Origin of the sequence: Burkholderia sp. F1 (genome assembly GCF_050813845.1) — a bacterium.
GTDB classification, from domain to species: domain Bacteria; phylum Pseudomonadota; class Gammaproteobacteria; order Burkholderiales; family Burkholderiaceae; genus Burkholderia; species Burkholderia ubonensis.
On sequence record NZ_CP172421.1, the window covers coordinates 946857 to 966340 of the forward strand.

Sequence of the window (19484 nt, forward strand, 5' to 3'; positions counted from 1 at the left end):
GGTTCCGTCACTTCGCGAGCATCAGCGTGTTGACGTCGTCGGCGACGAAGTAGAAACCGTCGCCTTCCGGCGTCATCGCGATGCCGAACAGGTCGCCGCTGCCGGGCGGCGTTTGCGCCTTGTCGGTGTTGATCCAGCGCGCATACAACTGCTTGCCGGCGACGGGGTCGATCTCGACCACCTGGCCGTTCAGCGCGTTGGTCGCGAGCAGATGGCCGTTCGGCGCGGTTGCGAGCGCAAGAGGGCGGTGCAGGAAGCCGTCTGCCGTGACCTGGCGGCCGACGCCCGCGCTCGAGTCGCGGGTCAGCGGATCGTCGATCTCGACAATTCGGTTGCCGATCGCGTCGGACACGTACAGCTTCTTCTGGTCGCCGGACAGCGCGAGCCCGGTCGGGCCGACGAGGAACACGCTCTTGTCCGCCTGCGCGCCGAGGCCGCTCGCGATCACCGTCTCCTGCTTGATCACCGGCGGCTGGCCATTGGGGATCGCAAGGTCGATGCGCAGCACGGTCGCCTGCTTGTAGACGGGCGGGTTGCCGTCGGCGCCGCCGACGCCGAAGCCGGCCATGCTGACGAACAGCGTCGCGCTGTCGCCGCGGTCGACCACGGCCATGTTGCCCCACGGGTCGTTGATGTTCGGGGTCGACCACGTCGACGCGACGTTGCCGTGCGGATCGAGCACGACCAGGCAGCCGGCGCCCTTGGTGTTCGTCGTGCCGTCGTTGCTCGGCGTGCTGCCGACGATCACCCAGCCGGACTTCAGCATCGTCATCGCGGTCGACAGGCCGACGCCGCCCGGGCACGCCTTCAGGTCGCGCGGGATCGACGCGAACAGGCTCATCTGCTTCGTCGACGGGCGATAGTTGACGATCGTGCTGCCGGTGCCCTGCAGGTTCGCGGCGTTGTTGAAGTTGTCGACGAGCACGTCGCCTGCCTGGATCGTGCCGGCCGTCACCGGCGCGACCGCGATCGCGTACGGGTTCTGGTCGCCGTTGTCCGGGACCGTGTTGACGAGCGTCGCGTGGCGGTGCAGCGTCTCGAGGAAGCCTTGCGGCTCGGCGTGCGCGAAGGCTGCGGCGGCCAGCGCGGCCGCGGCCAGCGCGATCGTCGCGAGGCGGCGAAGCGGGGCGGATTCGATCATGCGGAGTCTCCTGGGAGGCGCGCCGGCGGGCCGGCGCGCGAAAGCGGGTACGGGACGGATACGGAGCGGGCAGGCGGCGCGCGGGCGCTCAGAACGTGATGACCGTGCGCGCGCCGAGCACGAACGTGTTGCGCAGCGGCTGGGTCGGGTCGTTCGGGTTCTGGCCGGCGCCTGCGTTGAACGTGTACTGCGCGTCCGCCGCGATCACCCACCACGGGTTGACCTGGTACTGGTAGGTCGCCTCGACGGCCGTCTCGCGGGTACGCACGCCGTACGGGCCGCCGGAGAACGCGAGCTGGTCGCGGTCGAGCGAGCTCACGTGGTTGCCGACCTGGATGTAGGTGACCGCGAGGCCGACGCTGTCGTTGTCGCGGCCTTCGAACGGCGCCTTCAGCACGACGCCGGCGTTCGCCGCGAAGCTGACGAGGTTGCGGTCGCCGGGCGCGCCCATCACGCGCGCGAACACGCCGAGGCTCTTCGCGCCGGTCGGGTCCGGGCGCCAGACCATCTGGTCGGCGACCGCGTAGAAGCTGTAGTTGCCGTGGTGCTGCCGCCCGTTTCCGTTCGCGGTGGAGTTCGGATCGGCGAGCGACAGGCCGTCGGTGCCCAGGCGCTGATCGGCGAAGCGCCCGTTGTGATACCAGACGCCGATCTTGTAGGTGCCGGGCAGCCCGTTCGAATGGCCGGTGTCCATCTCGCCTTCGGCCGGCTGGTTCAGCGCGTACTGCAGCTCGCCGATGTAGAGCGCGCCGTTGTGCAGGTTGAAGTTCGTGCCGCTCAGGTTGTTCGGGTTGTTGCCGAGCGGATCGCCGTCGAACACGCCCGCGAGCGCGGTGAGCTTCGGCGTGAGCTGCGCGCGCACGCGCACGCCGAGCCCGGCGAGCGGATACGCGGGGCCGCCGCTCGGCAGGTCGTACGACGGCAGCGCGGGCCAGCCGAACATCGTGTTGATGAACGTGTTCGCGTAGGTGCTGACCATGAATTCCTGGTCGAGGCTCTGCTGGCCGATCTTCACGTCGACGCGCTTGTCGAGGAACGACTGCTGGTACCACAGCTCCCACAGCCGCGTCGTGTCCTGCGCTTCGATGCCGCTCGCGGTGTTGAGCGTGCCGAGGTTGTATTGGCTCAGGTTGCGGCCGTGGATCTGCAGCGCGCTCGCGTTGAACGTGCCGCCCGGCAGGCCGATCGCCTTGCGGGTGTCGACGGTCAGCGTCATCGTCGTCAGGCCGTCGTAGGTGCCGCCGCGATTCAGGCCGCCGCGCAGGTTCGCGAGGTATTCGCTGGTTTCGGTGATCTGCAGCGTCGCGCCGTACTTGCCGAGCCACGGGCGGATGCCGCCCATGTCGCCGAGCAGGCTCTGGCGGGTCCAGACGCCGGTCCACATGTCGGTCGGCTTCGCCTGGATCGCGAGGTCGGCTTCGGGGGCCTCAGGCTGCGCGTCGACGGACGCGGCGGCGAACGCGGCGGCGCTGGCGAGCCACATGCTGGCGGCGAGGACCGCGCGGGAGGCCGGGCGCATCCGTGGCCGGACGCTGTCTCCGATGAACGGCACACACTTCATTGCAAATTCCTGGTTTTGTTTGATCTGGTGTCCTACCTGATCGGCGTTCCCCGGGTGCCCGCGATCGGGTGTGCGGGGCGCATCGGCGAGCACGACGCGCCGCATCGTAGGGGCCAAGAATAAGAAAGTCAATGTAAACGAGAATGATTCGCATCTACGTTACAAAAAGAAAGGAAGTTTCTTGCGAAAGTGTGTTTGATGGCTCAAATAAGAGTGAGAAATGAAAAATAGACGTAATACGAATGAATGGTTATGCGCAGGGTGGCGGTCGAGCGACGAACGACGCAGATGGTCAACGCTTTTTGACGCAAATTCACACATCCCGAAATCTGGCGATCAGGTCGTGAGGCTGGCTGCGGGCAGTGACCGCATGCCGCGCCGACGAGCATCGGCTTGCCTTTCGAGCGTTGGTTCGATGTGTTACCTTACCGCCGATCATCAAGATGCAGGCGACGAAACGGGGCCGCAAAACGGGGCTCGAGATTGCGACGTTTACATATTTGTTGTAGGGCGCACTGGTATTGCCCCGTTACTGGAGGATGACATGCCACGGAACCGGACAACGCACGGTGATTGTTGATATCAGCGAGTAGACGATTGAAAGCAAATTTGAGGCGGCTCGCCGTCGAAATGGTCGGACGGTCGGATAACCGGCAGCCGACGTTTATTAGCGCAGATCTCCTTGACGACGTTCTGAGCTTCGTGCGGGCGAATGCGTCCGTCTCGCTGGTCGATCTCGGCGTGCATTCGTCGCCGACGGCACATCCGGGCTTCACTCACTTCGCCGCGACGATTGCGAAACTGCTGAAGGAACGCGGCGGCGTGACGTCCGTCTGGTGCAACCCGACTCAGGACCTGCCGCAGATCGAAGCCGTCGCGAAATTGGCGGATTCGATCGTCGCCTTCTCGTTGCCGGGCGTGGAGTCGCTACGCACGGCGCCGCTTGAGCGGAGCGACCGGGTGATCGTCGGCGACGGCGATCTCGAGGATCGGCATGGTCTCGGCGTGCCGCTCTGCGCGCGCCCCGACGCGATCCCGCCGATCGGCACGACGGAAATCAGGGGCGGCTGCCCGATCGTCGAGCAGCGCGCGTTGTTCATCGGCGCGGACGGCCGGGAATATGCGTGCCAGCAACACCTGCTCCTGCAGGATGCACTTGGCGAGACGAGCGGCGTGATCGCCGGCGAGACGACCATGGCGCACATCGCTTCAATGCGCTCGACGCTGCGGCTCGACCGGCGCGCGGAAGCAAGTCAGGGCTGCGCGAACTGCAGGTTCTCCTATCTGCAATGGGAGGACGAACAGCAACTGCGGGCGTTCTGGATCGCGCGGGACGACGGCGGCGACGTCACGAACGAGGAAGAGCGCCGCTATCTGTTCGGCAAAGCGGTTCCGACTCCACAGCGCATCGTGAAGGTCGACCTGGGTTGCGGTCCCGTGAAGCGAGACGGCTTCGTCGGCATCGACCGTTTCCCGATGCGGGGCGTCGACATTGTGTGCGACCTGGATCAAGGCATCCCGTTGCCCGATGATTCGGTCGACTATCTGGTCGCTTCGCATTCGCTCGAACACTTCCGCGATCTCCCCAGCGTCATTCAAGAGATTCATCGAATCTGCAAAGATCGCGCGCTGGTCACGATCGTCGTGCCGTATGCGGCAACGGGGCTGAATCAGGCCAATCCCTACCACATCCAGACGTTCAATGAGCACACCGCGCGATTCTTCACGAACGCCGTCGAGACTGTGCTGCCGATCGAGGATTATGACTTCCCGGGGTCGGGTATCTGGGGTCTCGGTTCGTCCGATCACAGCAACTGGCGGGCGGATCTGCGCCTTCTGAAGTGCGAATTTTTCTACATGCCCGCCTATCGCGGGATGGATCCGGCGGTCCAGCGTGTGTTGCGCCAGTCGCTCAACGATGTGTGCGAACAGATGGTTCTGCAATTGCTCGTGGTCAAAAGCCCGATCGATTCTGCAGAGTTTGCCGACCGCATTCGCGACACGATCTTTCAGGAGCCGCCGGGGATCGCCGCGCGACGCGAAGAAGAGTGCAGGCCAGCGAAGCCGAATGCATTTACCCGGTTGATGGACGTGCCGGAAAAGCTCGCCCATATCGAGGCGACTTGCGGGCGGCTGGAGGAGCAGATCGGCCGCCTCGGCGGAATCGAGGAACGTCGCGTCGCTGAAAGCGCGCTTCGCGAGCAAGTGCGCGTCATTGATGACGCGACCCGAGTGCTCCAGGAAGCGGCGGAGTTGACCCGCAAACGCATCGCATCAGTCAACGCGGAAATGGTTCGTCGTGATGCCGAGATCCACCGCGCGCTGGCCGAGCACATGGCCTGCATGCCTGCGGCAATCGGTCACATTTCCACGGGTATGCAGGAGCAGATCAACCAGCTTCAGTCGGCAACGCGGTCGCTGCGAGATCATGTCGACGCACTCGTCGCATCCGATGCACTGGTGGACGCGTTAGCCGATCAGCCTTTGCCTGCAGGCGCGGCTGATGCAGCAATGAACTGGAAAGTCATGGCTGCCATGCTTGCCGAGCGCAATGGCAACGTCGTTGCTCGCGGGCTTCGCCTGTTCCGGCGGCGCGCACAGGATCTGTCGACGCTGATCGCGCCTGCGTTTGCGCAATTGAAAGCATATGGCGAGGCGCATGATTTTGGCGGCCACGGAGTCGTCATCCAGGAGAGCGAGCTTTGGCAAGCGGGGCAGGAGTGGATCTACGACATGCCCGTCGAAGCGGGCAGGCTTGCCGGTTTGCGCCTCGCGATCACGGTGCTGAGCGCGCCACGTATTCCGACCATACTATTCAATTGTGAACTGTGGTCGGCGGATTCGGCTGCCGTACTCGGGACGGGGCCGGTGGTCGTATCGAGCGAGTGCGGAATTCGCCCGGTCCATGTGACGTTCGCGAGCGTCACGATTCCGGCCGGCAAAATCCGTGTCCGTTTGCAGGCGCTCCCGGGAATCGAGAACTTCGGCGTTCGAACGATCGAATGGCGCAGATTGAACATGCTCAGACAGGTACGCGGCATGCACCTGTATTGTGAGCCTGTCTATTCGCGCGAGAGCACGTCGTGATCTTGCGTCCGGTTGAGGAAGGATGTCGGGATGAAGACCCGCAAGCGCCATCCGAGTGACGCGGTCAACGGAGGGCGGTCGTTCGCTGTGTCGTATCAGGCGCTGATTCGAGAAAGCAGCGAACAGCGTCGTCGCCGACGTTGCGAAGTCTCCAATGGATTGCGTTGGCAGATCGGGAGCGGCGCGCCGTGGCGCAAGCTGCCTCACGACCTGCAGGGCCTGTTGCGCGTTTGCGATGGGCGCAAGACTCAATCTGGTGCCTCGCTTCCGGACATCAGCGCTTTGCATCGGGCGCCGGAATCTGGTGCGCAGCGGGGTATGACGAACTTGGAGGTGTCCGCGTGTCCCGGGATACGGAGACAAGTCCAGCCATCCTCGCGATGCGGCTCGACTGATCCCTCAAAGCCATGGTATTGCGCCCGAGGCGGAGTTTGGCTGCGAGTTGCTGCCCGCACGCCGGAGCGTCGACCCAAGCTTCGCGCTGGCGGCTCGCTTCCAACGCATCGCTCGCGAATGAATGCCCTGCTCAAGTTATCGCCGGGCTTTACTTCCTCGCTTTCGCCTGTCTCATGTCGCAAAAGTCGCTGGTTTCATGCATTCGTGTTCATGACACGCGCCATAAGCGGCACACCGGATGCGCGACGCGACCATGTCGTGTGTAAGTCAAGAGTGATTCAAGAGGCGCTTCAGCGTCCGCTTGAGCACAAGCCGTGGGTGACGGAATCGGGAGGCTGCATGAATGTTGCTCCCGCATCACGCTGCGCGGCGGTATTCCAAGAAGTATATATCTGCATTGCAGGCTTATTTTTGATTCGAGATAGATAATGCACAAAAAGACGATAACGACAATTGTTCCGCTCGTCGGGGATTACGTACTTGTGCAGTCGGCGGTAACCGCCCTGTGTGCGGACCTTGCTCGAATTGTCGGTAGCGACTCTGCTCGCTTCGAGTATATTTTTGTCGGTGACGGCGCATACTGGATGCAGGTGGTAGATGTCGCCGGGCTTGAAACATTTCAAGTCGCAAAGTTTATCTCATCCACTGAGCGATCCACGCCGGCGATCCTGTTCAACATCGGGGCACAAGCCGCACACGGAGACTTTCTTTCATTCCTGTGGCCGGGAGTGGATGTGGGCGCCTGGCATGCGTCAATTTGCGAGTTGGCCAAGAGCATCGACGAGGAGACGATTGCTTTGGCTGGCCCTCCGGCGATGTCAGTGCATCGACGCGATGACACCCGATCATGGCTGGCTGATCCGACCGGTGGCGATTACCGGAGCTACCCTCCGGGATGGGTCGAGATGGCCGATTACGTCCCGATGTCCAACTGCGTCATCCAGAGGAAAGCATTTCTTTCAAGCGGAGGCTTTTCGACGTCTCCGATTCTGCAGCGCGCATTCTGGTGGGAATATTCGCTCCATTTGAGCAGAAGTAACATGCTCCGGCGTGCAGCGACCATTCCGCAACCCGAGCCGAAATGGACGTGGTACGAGTATCCGTTCTCGGCCGACATGTTGATCTCGGGCGATATGGCTGCGCGCCGTGCCATGTTTCAGCGCCCCTTGCCGGCAGCACCCTGTCTCGTAGATTGGGACAGCGCAGATGTCGCGTCTTTCACGAGAAACCTGTCGCACCGCGACGCCGGCATCTTGTCGCGCGCGGCATCGATGTTCACGCGTTCCGACGATTCATCCAGCGAGCATCATGCCGCCGATTCCGGCACCAGGGCGTTGCGCATTACCGTCTTGGGCGGGCCGGGTGAGCCTGCCCACAACCAGCTCTGTTTTTTTAATTTCTTTGCCAAAGATCTGATGTCGGTGCCAGTGACCTGGCGCAGCATTCTGGATACTGCTGCGACGCGGGCAGACGTATTCGGCAGCGATGTGGTTATCTTCAGCAGAACGAAGTCGCGGCAGGCGTGCGACCTGATGGATTTTTGCAATAAGGCTGGCATACCCACGGTCTACATGCTTGACGATAACTGGTTTACGGTCGGCAAGGACTGGAAGGAGTATGAAGCGGTATTCCATGAAGATGGCGAGATATACAAGACTTTTACGTACTGCCTCCGTCATGCGGACGTAGCGCTTACGTATAACGAGATTCTCGCGGAAGACATGCGGCGCGTCGCGAAGCAGGTGGTCGTGCTTCCGACGAACATCGATCTGACGCATTTCGAACCAGCATTGAAGGAAGCGAGCGGCCGCCTGACGGTCGGTTATGCGGGATCGCCGCGTCCTGACAATGTAGCGTTCCGCGCGCTGAAGGAACTCAGCGAAGAACGGGATGATTTCGACATCCTGTACATGGGGCATGCGGTACCCGACGCGCTGTCGACTATCGACAACGCGCGAATCAAGTTCGAGCCCTACGTCTATGGCTATCGCGCGTACGCGCAGATGTTGTCGCGACGCGCCCCCGATATTTTGCTGGCCCCGCTCGGCAGCACGAGATTTGAAGCATCAAAGTGCCCTAACAAATTTCTGGAAATTTCGGCAGTTGGCGCGGTCGGCATATACAGTAACGTCGAACCATATCTGTCCGCGGTGGAAAATGGCCAGACGGGCATCATGGTCGCCGACACCGTCGACGACTGGAAACGCGCAATTGTCCAGCTGCTCGACGATAACGCGGTGCGCCAGCGGATCAGCGCGGCCGCGCGCGAGGTGCTGCACGCACGCTATGCGACGGATGTGGTTGCTCCCGTATTTTGTGCTTTCATCAAAGACGTCGCCGAGCGACGCAAAAAAAGCGTCGCCGACGTGCGAGTCGCATTTGTTGCTCATTCCCCGTATCCCGCCGGCGCGGAGCGCGCATTGGCCAACTTCCTGCGAAACATTTCGCCGTCGATTGAGGCGGTCTCCATCTTTCCGAAGGTGACTGGCCCAATCAGGGACGAAATTGAGCAGGCAGGGATTCCGGTTATCGATGCCGATTTTCGGCCTTGGGTGCCGACGCAAGGCGACGCGTGGCATAGGGAGTCGGAAGACGACCAGGTACGGTCCGCTACGCAGAGAATGAGCGCTTTGCTGCGCGAGCTTGAGGTGGATGCCGTCCTGGTCAACACGAACGTCATTCCTGCGGCGGTTTTTGCCGGGGTCCAATGTGAGATCCCGGTCATTCTGCATTCGCACGGGTTGATTAGTTCCAGGCTGGCTACCCGCCTGGACCCCGCCCGATGGGCTGCAATCGACATGCGGCAACTCAGTGCAGCCAGCATGGTCGTCAGTCCGTCGCAGATAACCGCTGACGGCTGCCGGGCTTTATACAATCTCGAACCCGATCGGGTTGCCGTTATCCCGAACGGAACGCATTGCGGAAAATGGTCGCCACTTTCGACCGACCAGGACGTCGTTCGGAAATTTGTCATGCTCTGCACCATGGAGCCTAACAAGAATATACCGATGTTCATTGCGGCCGCATCGATATATATGTCATTTTCGCCCGGGGAAACCGAATTCCACGTCTATGGCGTCGGGGGCGACGAGTATGTGTCGCATCTGCATGATTTGGTGTGGCGCGCCGGTCTCACGTCCGTTTTTCATTTTCACCCGAAGGAAAGCAACGTCGACAGAATTTACGATGATGCGTTAGCGGTCGTCGTGACAAGCCACCTCGAGTCATTTTCATTCGTGACGATCGAGGGCATGAGCCGCGGGCGACCGGTCATCTCCACGAGATGCGGTGGACCGGAAGGTATTATCACGGACGGGTTCAATGGTTATCTGGTCGATCAAAACGACGAGGCGGCGCTCGCTGAGCGTATGCGTTGGTTGAGAGCGGACATCAACGGTGCGGCCGAGATGGGAAGAAATGCGCGTATTTCGATCGAGGACAATTTCGAGATCGCCCGTATTGCTGATGAGTATTCATGCCTGATAAAGCAGGTGGGAACGGAGGTTGACCGGGTTGTGTTGCGCAAGCGACGTCTGCTCCATTCGCGTGAGATGGCGCGAAGGGAGCAGCCGATCCAGATTCAGCCGGATACATCGGATACGAAGAAGCTTGCCGAGCACCGTATCGTGTCGATTCGGCACGCAAGTGTGTTGGCCGCGCATTCGCGCGGCTTGGCGCAACGTCTCAAGAGGAGACTTGTGCTGGGTCGAAATATTTGGCCGATGATCGATCCGGTGTTCCTGAAGATTAAATCGTATTGTCAGCTTAGAAAGTGGAATTTCTCACGAAAGCTGATGCTCAGCGAAAATCTGTCCGAGCTTCCGTATGTCGAATATTCGGTGGAAGTTGATGAGGCGCCGTTTGACAGAGTCGAATTTGCGGTCGAGATGGCGTCAATTGGTATGGCTGGAGTCATTGGTCTCGAGCTTGTCGACGAGGGCGGTGAGATTGTTTCCCATGACGTTCAGGCGCTTGAACGGGTCGATCCATTCCAGCCGGTGGGTTTCGCGGTAGGTGGAGTTGACGGGCTTCAGCCGGGGAGATTCCTGATTAGATTCTTTGTAAAGGATGCGGAAGGGCCGGTGTGGATCTACGAGCTGTGCAGGCGGAGATGGTTGGGTCTGTCCAGGCCGAATAAGCTCCCTTTTATCAAAATTTCTTGAGCTTTTGAACGTCGGAAATTTCTGTCGTTGATGGTTCTGGTCGCCGCTTGAAGTCGCGGGCAATACGAGAATGCCAGGGTGAGGCGCGTGGCCGTTGACACGAAAGTGAGCGCGAAGGCGATTGCCGCTCTGACCGATTCGCGCTTGCGCAACGCACTATTGGCGATTGGAAAGGGCGTGACGGAAGTTGAAATCGCACGCCTGCAATTTCCGACGACGAACACCACACGGCAGCGGTCATGGAAAGGAATGCAGGGTCGTTGAGCACATGCATGCTTGGCTACCCCGCTTCCAGGGGCTGTGTGCTTGCGTCGAGCGGCGCGCCGACATTGACGAAGCGTTCCTCGAAAGCGGCTGCTGCGTGATCTGCCGGAATACCCCGCACCTTGCAGCCTGCTCTGAAGCGTGGACGCGAAAGTCCTGCATTGAAAGAGAAAGCATTTCGGTGATCAATTTTCAGCGGGATGCCTTGGCATTCGTGCACTGTCTCGTGCAATGGCAGCCATTAGGATTGCAGAAAGTGTTTCGAAGCCAGGAATCAGGTGCTGCGGAAGGCGGTCAGAAGGTGCTCGTGTAATCAATCGGTAAGTTTTCGGGCGGCATCTCCGCTACCGTCGCGGATGGCCCGGAACGCTCCGTTTGCTATACTCCGGCGCACTATCTGAACACCCATCTCGAGAGATCCGCATGCTGGTGAAAGACCTTGTTCGCGATACGATCTGGACGCCCGGAGCGGGCTACGATCCATCGCACAAGCCAAAGATTTCCGTATTGCTGCCAGCGTACAGGCGCGCGAAGAGCGGTATGTTCCGACGTTGTGTCGAGTCGATTTTGTCCCAGACCCTAAAGGACATCGAACTAATCATAATCGACGACGCGAGTACGGATGGCACCGCGGATCAGGTCGAGGAGTTTCAGCAAAAGGATGGCCGGGTCAGCTCGCTGCGGCACACCAGGAACATCGGGTTGCCGGCGATCTCCGAATATGAGGGCTACCTGAAGGCGCGCGCAGATCGCCTGGCGTTCGCGTTCGACGACACGATGTTCAACGAGGACGCGCTCGAGAAGCTCCTGCGCGAATCCGAGAAAGCCCCGCATGCGATGATCTACGGGCATGTCGAGATGTCGCTGCGCAATGACGCGACGGGCGAAGTGCTGACGACGCGTCTGGGCGCGCCGCGGTCGCAGGGCATGCTGCGCATCGAGAACTTCATCCCCAACAACGGCGTGCTGTTGACGAAGGAAATCATCGAGGACGTCGGGTTCTATGATCCGCATGTCCTTATTGCACGCTTGTGTGACTGGGATCTCTGGCGCCGCGTCGCCGAGCGCTACGAGGTCAAGGCCGTCGACGTGTCCGTCGGCATCGAGGACGGCCCCATCACGAACGATAGCCTGGGGCACACCTACGCGCTCGACAGCTGGGCAGTCAACGAATGGATGCACACGTCGCGCAACGAGCGGCTGCACCCATCGAAGCTCGACGATTACGACGTCTTCGAGCCCGATCCGACGCATGGCGTCAGCACGAAGGCCGTGTCGCGGACGCTTGCGGTCAAGCACGCACACGGCCGTGGCTGGCCGCTGGCTCCCAAGGCCGACGCACCGCCGGGCGACGGCTACATTCTCGTCGTCAACCTGCACTATGACGCGTCGACGTATCTGTACTTCAACATGCTGCCGCCGGATGTCGCCAAGCGCGTTCGCATCATTTCGGCCAGCACGGGCTACGGTGTGGAGGAACTCGCCCGCGCGAGCTGCGTAATTTTCGTCCGGCACATTGCCCATTTCGGCGGATGGATCGACGCGGCACGCGCAATGAAGGTGCCGGCCTACTACTTCCTGGACGACAATCTCGCGCTTCTCGCGCAGGCGGGCGAGCTCGCGCACGGAGGCGAAGATTACCGCCTCGAACAATACAGGACGGATCTGTCCGCGTTCGATGGCGTCCTCTTATCGAGCAAGAACCTCGTCGAATACTTCGACGAGCATTCGCTGCATGACCAGCTTTATTGCTTCCCTGTTTCCTTCTTCGATCAGCGTACTTTGTCGATCGACTACCACGAGGAGAAGAGGGAGGGCGAGCTTGTCATCGCCTGCGCAACCGGTTCGCACCGTGCCAAGGGGCTGTGGGAAGTCGTGTTTCCGGCGCTTCAGAAGCTCGCGAACGACGACGGGATGCGCATCCACCTCGTCGCGCCTGCGCCGAGCGAGGACGAATACAGGAAGCAGCTCGACGATCTTCCGTCTTCGTTCCGGGTGACCCTGCTGCCGTTCGAGCTCGACTATCTGTTTGCGATGCGCCGGTTTGCCCGTTACTCGCCGGACTTCCTGCTGCATGCGCCGAGTTCGACGGTCAACAACGCGTACAAGACGCTGCACCCGCTCGTGTCCGCGCTCATCATGAACGCGGTGCCCGTGCTGCCCGATACGCAACCGTACGATCAGGTCGCCGGCTGCGGGAATGCGGTGTTCGTGCACGATTCCGGCAAGTCGCTGTCTTGGTACAACGCACTCGTCGATGCGTTGAAAGACAGCGCCGGCCTCGAGCAGATCCGCAAGAAGAACGAGGCGTACTGCGCGGCCAATTTCTCCGGGGAAGCGAACGCCGCGGTTCTGCAAACCATTCTCCAGAACCCCGGCAGCGAAGTGTCGTGGGAAACACAGGCGACCCGGTTGCACAAGCTGGCTTCCTGGTCCCGGCAGGGACCGGGCGTGGCCGGGGGCGGTGTATTGGCGCTTGCGTCGGCAACCGAACAAGCGTGCGAACTGGCTGCGCTCCGAAGGCGCTGCCGGTATTCGTGGCGCCACCGCGTCTTCGCCGCCAAGAGCAACCTGTGGGACATGATCTCTCCGCAGTACGCACGACTGAAGTCGTTCAGCGAGAAACAGGGCTGGCGGCGCACCGGATCCTCGCTCGAATTGAGCGATTCGCTCCACGACATGCCGTTCCGGGAATATCGCGTCTCGCTCCCGCCCGGCAAGCTGTCGGCGCTGTACTTCGCGCTCGCGGTCGATTTCGTCAAGCAAGGTCAGGTGGGCATCGAGCTGGTCTCGCCGGAAGACTACATCAAGGACCACATCGTCATCGACATTCAGAAGCTCGATTTGACGAAGCCGGTGCGATTCGATTTCCAGAACATCGAGATCAAGCGCGGCGAAACGTGGGGAATCCGGGTCTTCGCAAAATCGAAGACGCCGGTCTACGTATACGAGTTCATCAACAGGAAGTGGTTCGGACTGAAGTTCGCCGCGCCGACGCCATTCCTGGAAATGGTGACGTCCGCGTAACGCGGAAGCCCGGGCGGTGCAAAGCCGCCCGGCGATTTCACAGGCCGTTCGACGGAAAGGGCCGGGTGCGGCCCTGTCCACACCATGCGGCACTGGCATCGATGCTGTCCCGCGCACGATTCCTCATGGCGGGCCATCCTTTGCTTCAAGGGAGTCATGCGGGCCAGGTTCGACCGGCGCCCTGGTCACGTGCAGCATTTCATACGATTGCGTTCAGCGCGGGTGGTTCTCCCAAGGTATTCGGATGGCAGGCGTTCAATGGCATCCTGCTGTCGTGGTTTGCGGCTGCCGGGATTGCATGGCCGGGCGCAAAAAGACGTCGCCATGACGAACGGGCATTTTCCATCGAGTCCACGTGATAGGCGACACGGTCGATCGACGCGTCGTCCATACACGTAAAGCCGTTCGTTTGAGCGCAGCGGATGCGGCGCGAGGGAGCGCAGACCTCGTTGCGCCTGACCCGATCCAGCAGCGTCTGCGGCGGACAGCCGTCATTGGCGGGATCGATTCGACTGCCGCCGGCATCGGCGAATGTTTGCTACGCTGTTCGCGCACCAGACGCGCTGCGCGCTTTCGAACTTCAGGGGGGGGCTTGCGTGGCTTCTTGCTCATGGCTCCATTCGCTCGCGAGTTGGAGCCCCCACCAAATCCGGTGGCATTTCAAGGTGCGACCCCGAAAGTTGGCCCGCGGCATCCGGGAATTCCCGAGTCACGGTCTCGAAGGTCGCGCGCAAGGCCGGATTTGCGTTGGCGCGTCATGCGATCGCTGCCGCTGAAGGATCTGTGTAAAGATATGATCAAATTGTAACAATTTGATTTATAACAAGAAATTTCCTGGTGCGGGCGTTCTGCAGCGCTGTCGAGTACAAACTTGAACGAACAAAGTTCAAAGTTGAACGAACCTCGACGGCACCGCCGTCCCCTTCTTGAATTTGTCAAAACCCGTCCATATAATTAGCACTCGCTGCACGAGAGTGCTAACAATTCTCTGCCTGGCGAACCGCCGGGCAGATTCCCTAAGCGTTCTTCAATCTCAGTCAAGAGAGGAGTGAATATGAACCTTCGTCCTTTGCACGATCGCGTGATCGTCAAGCGCCTGGATCAGGAAACCAAGACCGCCTCGGGCATCGTGATCCCCGACGCAGCTGCCGAGAAGCCGGATCAGGGCGAAGTCCTGGCCATCGGCCCGGGCAAGCGCGACGACAAGGGCGCGCCGATCGCGCTCGACGTGAAGGTCGGCGATCGCGTCCTGTTCGGCAAGTACGCTGGCCAGACCGTCAAGGTCGACGGCCAGGAACTGCTGGTGATGCGCGAAGAAGACATCATGGCCGTGGTCAACGCCAAGTAAGCGTCCACTGACGGTACATATTCCCAAGAATCCAAGGAGTTAGAAGATGGCAGCTAAAGACGTCGTATTCGGCGATTCCGCCCGCTCGAAGATGGTCGAAGGCGTGAACATTCTCGCCAACGCAGTGAAGGTCACGCTGGGTCCGAAGGGCCGCAACGTGGTGCTCGAGCGCAGCTTCGGCGGCCCGACGGTCACCAAGGACGGTGTGTCGGTCGCGAAGGAAATCGAGCTGAAGGACAAGCTCCAGAACATGGGCGCGCAAATGGTCAAGGAAGTCGCTTCCAAGACCAGCGACAACGCAGGCGACGGCACGACGACGGCAACCGTCCTCGCGCAATCGATCGTCCGCGAAGGCATGAAGTACGTCGCATCGGGCATGAACCCGATGGACCTGAAGCGCGGCATCGACAAGGCAGTCGCAGCGGCAGTCGAAGAGCTGAAGAAGATCAGCAAGCCGTGCACGACGAACAAGGAAATCGCGCAAGTCGGCTCGATCTCGGCGAACAGCGATTCGTCGATCGGCGATCGCATCGCTGAAGCGATGGACAAGGTCGGCAAGGAAGGCGTGATCACCGTCGAAGACGGCAAGTCGCTGGCCGACGAGCTGGACGTCGTCGAAGGCATGCAATTCGACCGCGGCTACCTGTCGCCGTACTTCATCAACAACCCGGACAAGCAAGTCGCCGTCCTCGACAACCCGTTCGTGCTGCTGCACGACAAGAAGGTGTCGAACATCCGCGATCTGCTGCCGGTGCTCGAGCAAGTCGCGAAGGCTGGCCGTCCGCTGCTGATCATCGCTGAAGACGTCGAAGGCGAAGCGCTCGCAACGCTGGTCGTCAACAACATCCGCGGCATCCTGAAGACCGTTGCGGTCAAGGCACCGGGCTTCGGCGACCGCCGCAAGGCGATGCTGGAAGACATCGCGATCCTGACCGGCGGTCAAGTGGTTGCGGAAGAAACCGGCCTGACGCTCGAGAAGGCAACGCTGGCAGAACTGGGCCAGGCGAAGCGCATCGAAGTGGGCAAGGAAAACACGACGATCATCGACGGCGCAGGCGAAGCCGTGAACATCGAAGCGCGCGTGAAGCAAGTGCGCACGCAAATCGAAGAAGCGACGTCGGACTACGACCGTGAAAAGCTGCAAGAGCGCGTGGCCAAGCTGGCCGGCGGCGTGGCAGTGATCAAGGTCGGCGCTGCGACCGAAGTCGAAATGAAGGAAAAGAAGGCACGTGTCGAAGACGCACTGCACGCAACGCGCGCAGCTGTGGAAGAAGGCATCGTGGCAGGCGGCGGCGTTGCGCTGATCCGCGCTCGTACCGCGATCGCAGGCCTGACCGGCGCGAACGCCGACCAGAACGCCGGCATCAAGATCGTGCTGCGCGCAATGGAAGAGCCGCTGCGCCAGATCGTCACGAACGGCGGCGAAGAAGCGAGCGTCGTGGTGGCAGCGGTTGCTGCAGGCAAGGGCAACTACGGCTACAACGCAGCGACGGGCGAGTACGTCGACATGGTCGAAGCCGGCGTCGTCGACCCGACCAAGGTCACGCGCACCGCACTGCAGAACGCAGCGTCGGTTGCTGGCCTGCTGCTGACGACGGACGCAGCGGTCGCAGAACTGCCGAAGGAAGACGCTCCGATGCCGGGCGGCATGCCGGGCGGCATGGGCGGCATGGGCATGGACATGTAATCGACTTCGGTCGATGTGTCCGGAACGCACGGCGACGCGCGTTCCAGCCAAAGAAAAAGACCCGCAGAGATGCGGGTCTTTTTTTGTTTGTGCCGTTCGCCGCAGCGGGTGCGGCGGCGTCAATCGACGACTCAATGCCGGTGCGTCGTCCTCGGCAGCGAGTCCGGCGTCATCGCGCGCGGCGACGCATCCTCGTCGTTGCTGCGCGCCCAGAAGAACCGGTCCGGCAGGTACGCGCCCATGCCCGGCCGGAACGCGTCGCGCACGGCCTGGTACAGGTATTCCTGCGCCTCGCGCACCGCTTCGGGCGGTTCCTGGCCGTTCGCGAGCAGCGCCGCGATCGCCGCGCCGAGCGTATCGGTGATGCCCATCAGCCGGTGCGGCGTGCGATCCCACATGTCTTCGCGGATCTGGCCTTCCTCGCCGTACAGCGTATTGACGAGCCGGTGCGAGCCGGCTTCGGACGCAAGGATGTACTCGCAGCCCTGCGACAGCAGATGCGACAGCGCGGCGTCGAGATTCGGCGCTTCCGCGTCGCCGTCCGGCTGCGCGAGCGCGATCAGCGTCGCATGGTCGGCGACCAGCAGCGTCGTCTGCGGCGCAAGCAGGTCGGCGATCGATTCGCGCAGGTCGTCGGCGGCAAGCACGTGCTCGTCGTCGAGCGTGAAATCGGGCGCGAGCACGAGCGGCACGCCGTCATAGTCGGCGACCACCTCGGCGATCGCGCTCACGACTTCCGCGCGCGTGGTCGCGCCGATCTTGAACGCGGCGACCGGCATGTCCTCGAGCAGCATGCGCGCCTGCGCGGCGACGACGTCGGGATCGAGGCCCGTCACCTCGTCGCAGGCAGCCGAGTCGCGCACGGTGTAGCCCGTCAGGACGGACACGCCGTGACAGCCCATGCTCGCCAGGGTCATCAGATCGGCTTGGAGGCCGGAGCCGCCGGTGGGATCGGACAGGCCGAAGGTAAGGACGATCGGAGGGGCGTTGCTGGACATGGACAAATGGGGCAAGAAGAAACGGTCAAGCGGGGCGGGCCGCACCAGCGGAGTGAGCCCTTTGCAGCCATTATGCGGCGGAAAGCCGGCACGCAGAACGGATTTTTTAGCGCGGCGCAACGAAGGCGTGCGCCTGGAGCGCGATCGCTAGGCAGTCCGGCCCCGACACGGTACCATCATGGCTCCCGAATTTACCGACCTTCCCTACGCGGCTTAAGATGGAATACAAGAGCTGGATGTGCCTGATTTGTGGCTGGATTTACGACGAAGAAGCCGGGCTGCCCGAAGAGGGCATCGCCCCGGGCACGCGCTGGGAAGACGTCCCGATCAACTGGACGTGTCCGGAATGCGGCGCGCGCAAGGAAGACTTCGAGATGGTCCAGATCTGACCGGACCGTCGCCTTCAGGACATTCCGCTCCGGCCTCGGTGCCGTCGGCGCTTTGGCGCCGCGGCAACGCGAGCAGCTTGGCCATGACCAGCGCGAGTGTCCTCGATGTCCGATCCGGCAATAATCCCCGTTATTGATGCACTGCCCAACCCGCGCGGCGGGGCGGTGCGGGCAGCCGACGCGTGGCTCGCGGCGGCCGAGGCGGCGTTCGACCGCCATGATGATGCGGCCGCGCCGTTGTCCGCGGCTGCGGCCGTGCTCGCCGAAGCCGGCTGGCTGCCCGCCGCCCGCTTCGCGGGCCAGCTGGCGCAGGCCGCCGCGCTCGTTGCCACCGAGCCGAGTTCCGGCGGATGCCGGGCCGCGCTGCGCGATTTCCGGGCCGCGGTCGCGCGGCACAACCTGCGCGAGCTCGCCTGCTCGCCGATCCTGTTCGACCATTTCCGCACGCTGCGCGCGCAAAGCGCGGCAGACCTGCGCGTGCAGGTGCCGTACGACACGCTCGCGCTCGCCGGCCGTTCGGTGCCGCCCGCATCGCTGCGTGTGCTGCCCGCCGCCGCCGCCGCGCGGACGCGCGCACGCTACGAGCAGGCGCTGCTCGCCGCGCTGCGGGCGCAGCAGGTGCCGCCCGAGGCGGCGCTCGACGCGCTCGACGCCTGCATGACCGAACTCGCCGCCGACGTGCCCTACGACTTCTGGCGGCTCGCGGCCGCGTGCCTGCGCGCGCTCCGCGCAACCGGCGCGGGCGAGCTGAAGCGCTTCCTCGCGCGCACCAACCTGCTGCTCGGCGAGCACGCGCAGGGCCGCCGGGCCGCGCCGCCCGACCTCGTGCGCGAGACGGTGGCGCTGCTGTGGCGCGATTTCGCGCTGTTCGGCGCGGCGGCCGAGGATGTCGCGCTCGTCGACGTGCTGCACGACTACGGATTGACGGTCGACTGGCACGTGGCCGGCACGCCGGCGTCAGAAGCGCTGTGGGAAGCCGACGCCGCGCGCGCCGAACAGGACGCGGTCGCGGCGGCGCCGACCCGCGAGCTCGGCGTCGTGACCGTCAACGCGCATGCGTATGAGGATTTCCTGCAGACCGCCGACGCGTCGATGGCCGACCTCGCTACCGATCCGGCGACGGCCGACGCGAGCGCCGCGTGGCGCGCGGCCGAAGCCGCGTACCGGGTGGGCGCGGCGGCCTGTGCGCTCGGCCTCGGCCACGCGGCGCTGCTGGCCGACGCGCTCGGCCTCGCGTGGCGCCGCGCCGCGCATGGCGTGTCGGCGGCCGAAGGCGGCCTTGCGGCGCACCGGCACGCGTCGGACATGCTGCGCGCGGCGCTGCTCAAGATCGCGGCTGGCGTGGCGCCGCCGGACCTGACCGCCGCCGGCGAAGCACTCGGCGCCGCGCTCGGCCGGACCGGGCACGGATGATGCACGCGCG

General features: G+C 62.6%; 11 protein-coding genes. 8 read left to right on the top strand and 3 right to left on the bottom strand.

The annotated features are described in order from the left end of the window. Positions 1–7: 7 nt before the first annotated feature. Together ACFIMZ_RS04620 and ACFIMZ_RS04625 are read right to left on the bottom strand one after the other, a co-directional pair. Positions 8–1141 (bottom strand): hypothetical protein, encoded by a 1134-nt coding sequence (locus ACFIMZ_RS04620; RefSeq protein WP_431821602.1) that lies wholly within the window; start codon positions 1139–1141, stop codon positions 8–10. Between the two features lie 88 nt (positions 1142–1229). Further along, on the bottom strand, positions 1230–2702 hold the full coding sequence (locus tag ACFIMZ_RS04625; RefSeq protein ID WP_431821603.1) for a carbohydrate porin: 1473 nt from the start codon (positions 2700–2702) through the stop codon (positions 1230–1232). Between the two features lie 597 nt (positions 2703–3299). Here ACFIMZ_RS04625 and ACFIMZ_RS04630 point away from each other — a divergent pair. From ACFIMZ_RS04630 to groL, 6 genes are all read left to right on the top strand, one after another. Next, on the top strand, positions 3300–5789 hold the full coding sequence (locus ACFIMZ_RS04630) for a class I SAM-dependent methyltransferase (RefSeq protein ID WP_431821604.1): 2490 nt from the start codon (positions 3300–3302) through the stop codon (positions 5787–5789). Positions 5790–6613: 824 nt separating this feature from the next. Next, complete coding sequence (locus tag ACFIMZ_RS04635; protein ID WP_431821605.1) at positions 6614–10348, top strand: glycosyltransferase; 3735 nt, start codon at positions 6614–6616, stop codon at positions 10346–10348. A 268-nt stretch (positions 10349–10616) separates the two neighbouring features. Beyond that, positions 10617–10925 (top strand): hypothetical protein, encoded by a 309-nt coding sequence (locus tag ACFIMZ_RS04640; RefSeq protein WP_431821606.1) that lies wholly within the window; start codon positions 10617–10619, stop codon positions 10923–10925. 110 nt (positions 10926–11035) lie between these two features. After that, entirely contained in the window at positions 11036–13639 is a 2604-nt protein-coding gene (locus ACFIMZ_RS04645; RefSeq protein WP_431821607.1) for a glycosyltransferase, read from the top strand. A gap of 1054 nt (positions 13640–14693) precedes the next feature. After that, complete coding sequence (gene groES / locus ACFIMZ_RS04650) at positions 14694–14987, top strand: co-chaperone GroES (protein WP_004186661.1); 294 nt, start codon at positions 14694–14696, stop codon at positions 14985–14987. A 46-nt stretch (positions 14988–15033) separates the two neighbouring features. Continuing rightward, on the top strand, positions 15034–16674 hold the full coding sequence (gene groL / locus ACFIMZ_RS04655) for a chaperonin GroEL (protein ID WP_431821608.1): 1641 nt from the start codon (positions 15034–15036) through the stop codon (positions 16672–16674). Between the two features lie 131 nt (positions 16675–16805). Here groL and ACFIMZ_RS04660 read toward each other — a convergent pair whose 3' ends face one another. Beyond that, positions 16806–17672, bottom strand: coding sequence for a hydroxymethylpyrimidine/phosphomethylpyrimidine kinase (locus tag ACFIMZ_RS04660; RefSeq protein WP_431821609.1), 867 nt, complete (start codon positions 17670–17672; stop codon positions 16806–16808). Positions 17673–17890: 218 nt separating this feature from the next. On the opposite strand from ACFIMZ_RS04660, the gene ACFIMZ_RS04665 reads away from it, so the two are divergent. Together ACFIMZ_RS04665 and ACFIMZ_RS04670 are read left to right on the top strand one after the other, a co-directional pair. Next, on the top strand, positions 17891–18061 hold the full coding sequence (locus ACFIMZ_RS04665; protein WP_004186709.1) for a rubredoxin: 171 nt from the start codon (positions 17891–17893) through the stop codon (positions 18059–18061). A gap of 105 nt (positions 18062–18166) precedes the next feature. Then, complete coding sequence (locus ACFIMZ_RS04670) at positions 18167–19474, top strand: hypothetical protein (RefSeq protein WP_431821610.1); 1308 nt, start codon at positions 18167–18169, stop codon at positions 19472–19474. The last annotated feature ends 10 nt before the right edge of the window (positions 19475–19484 follow it).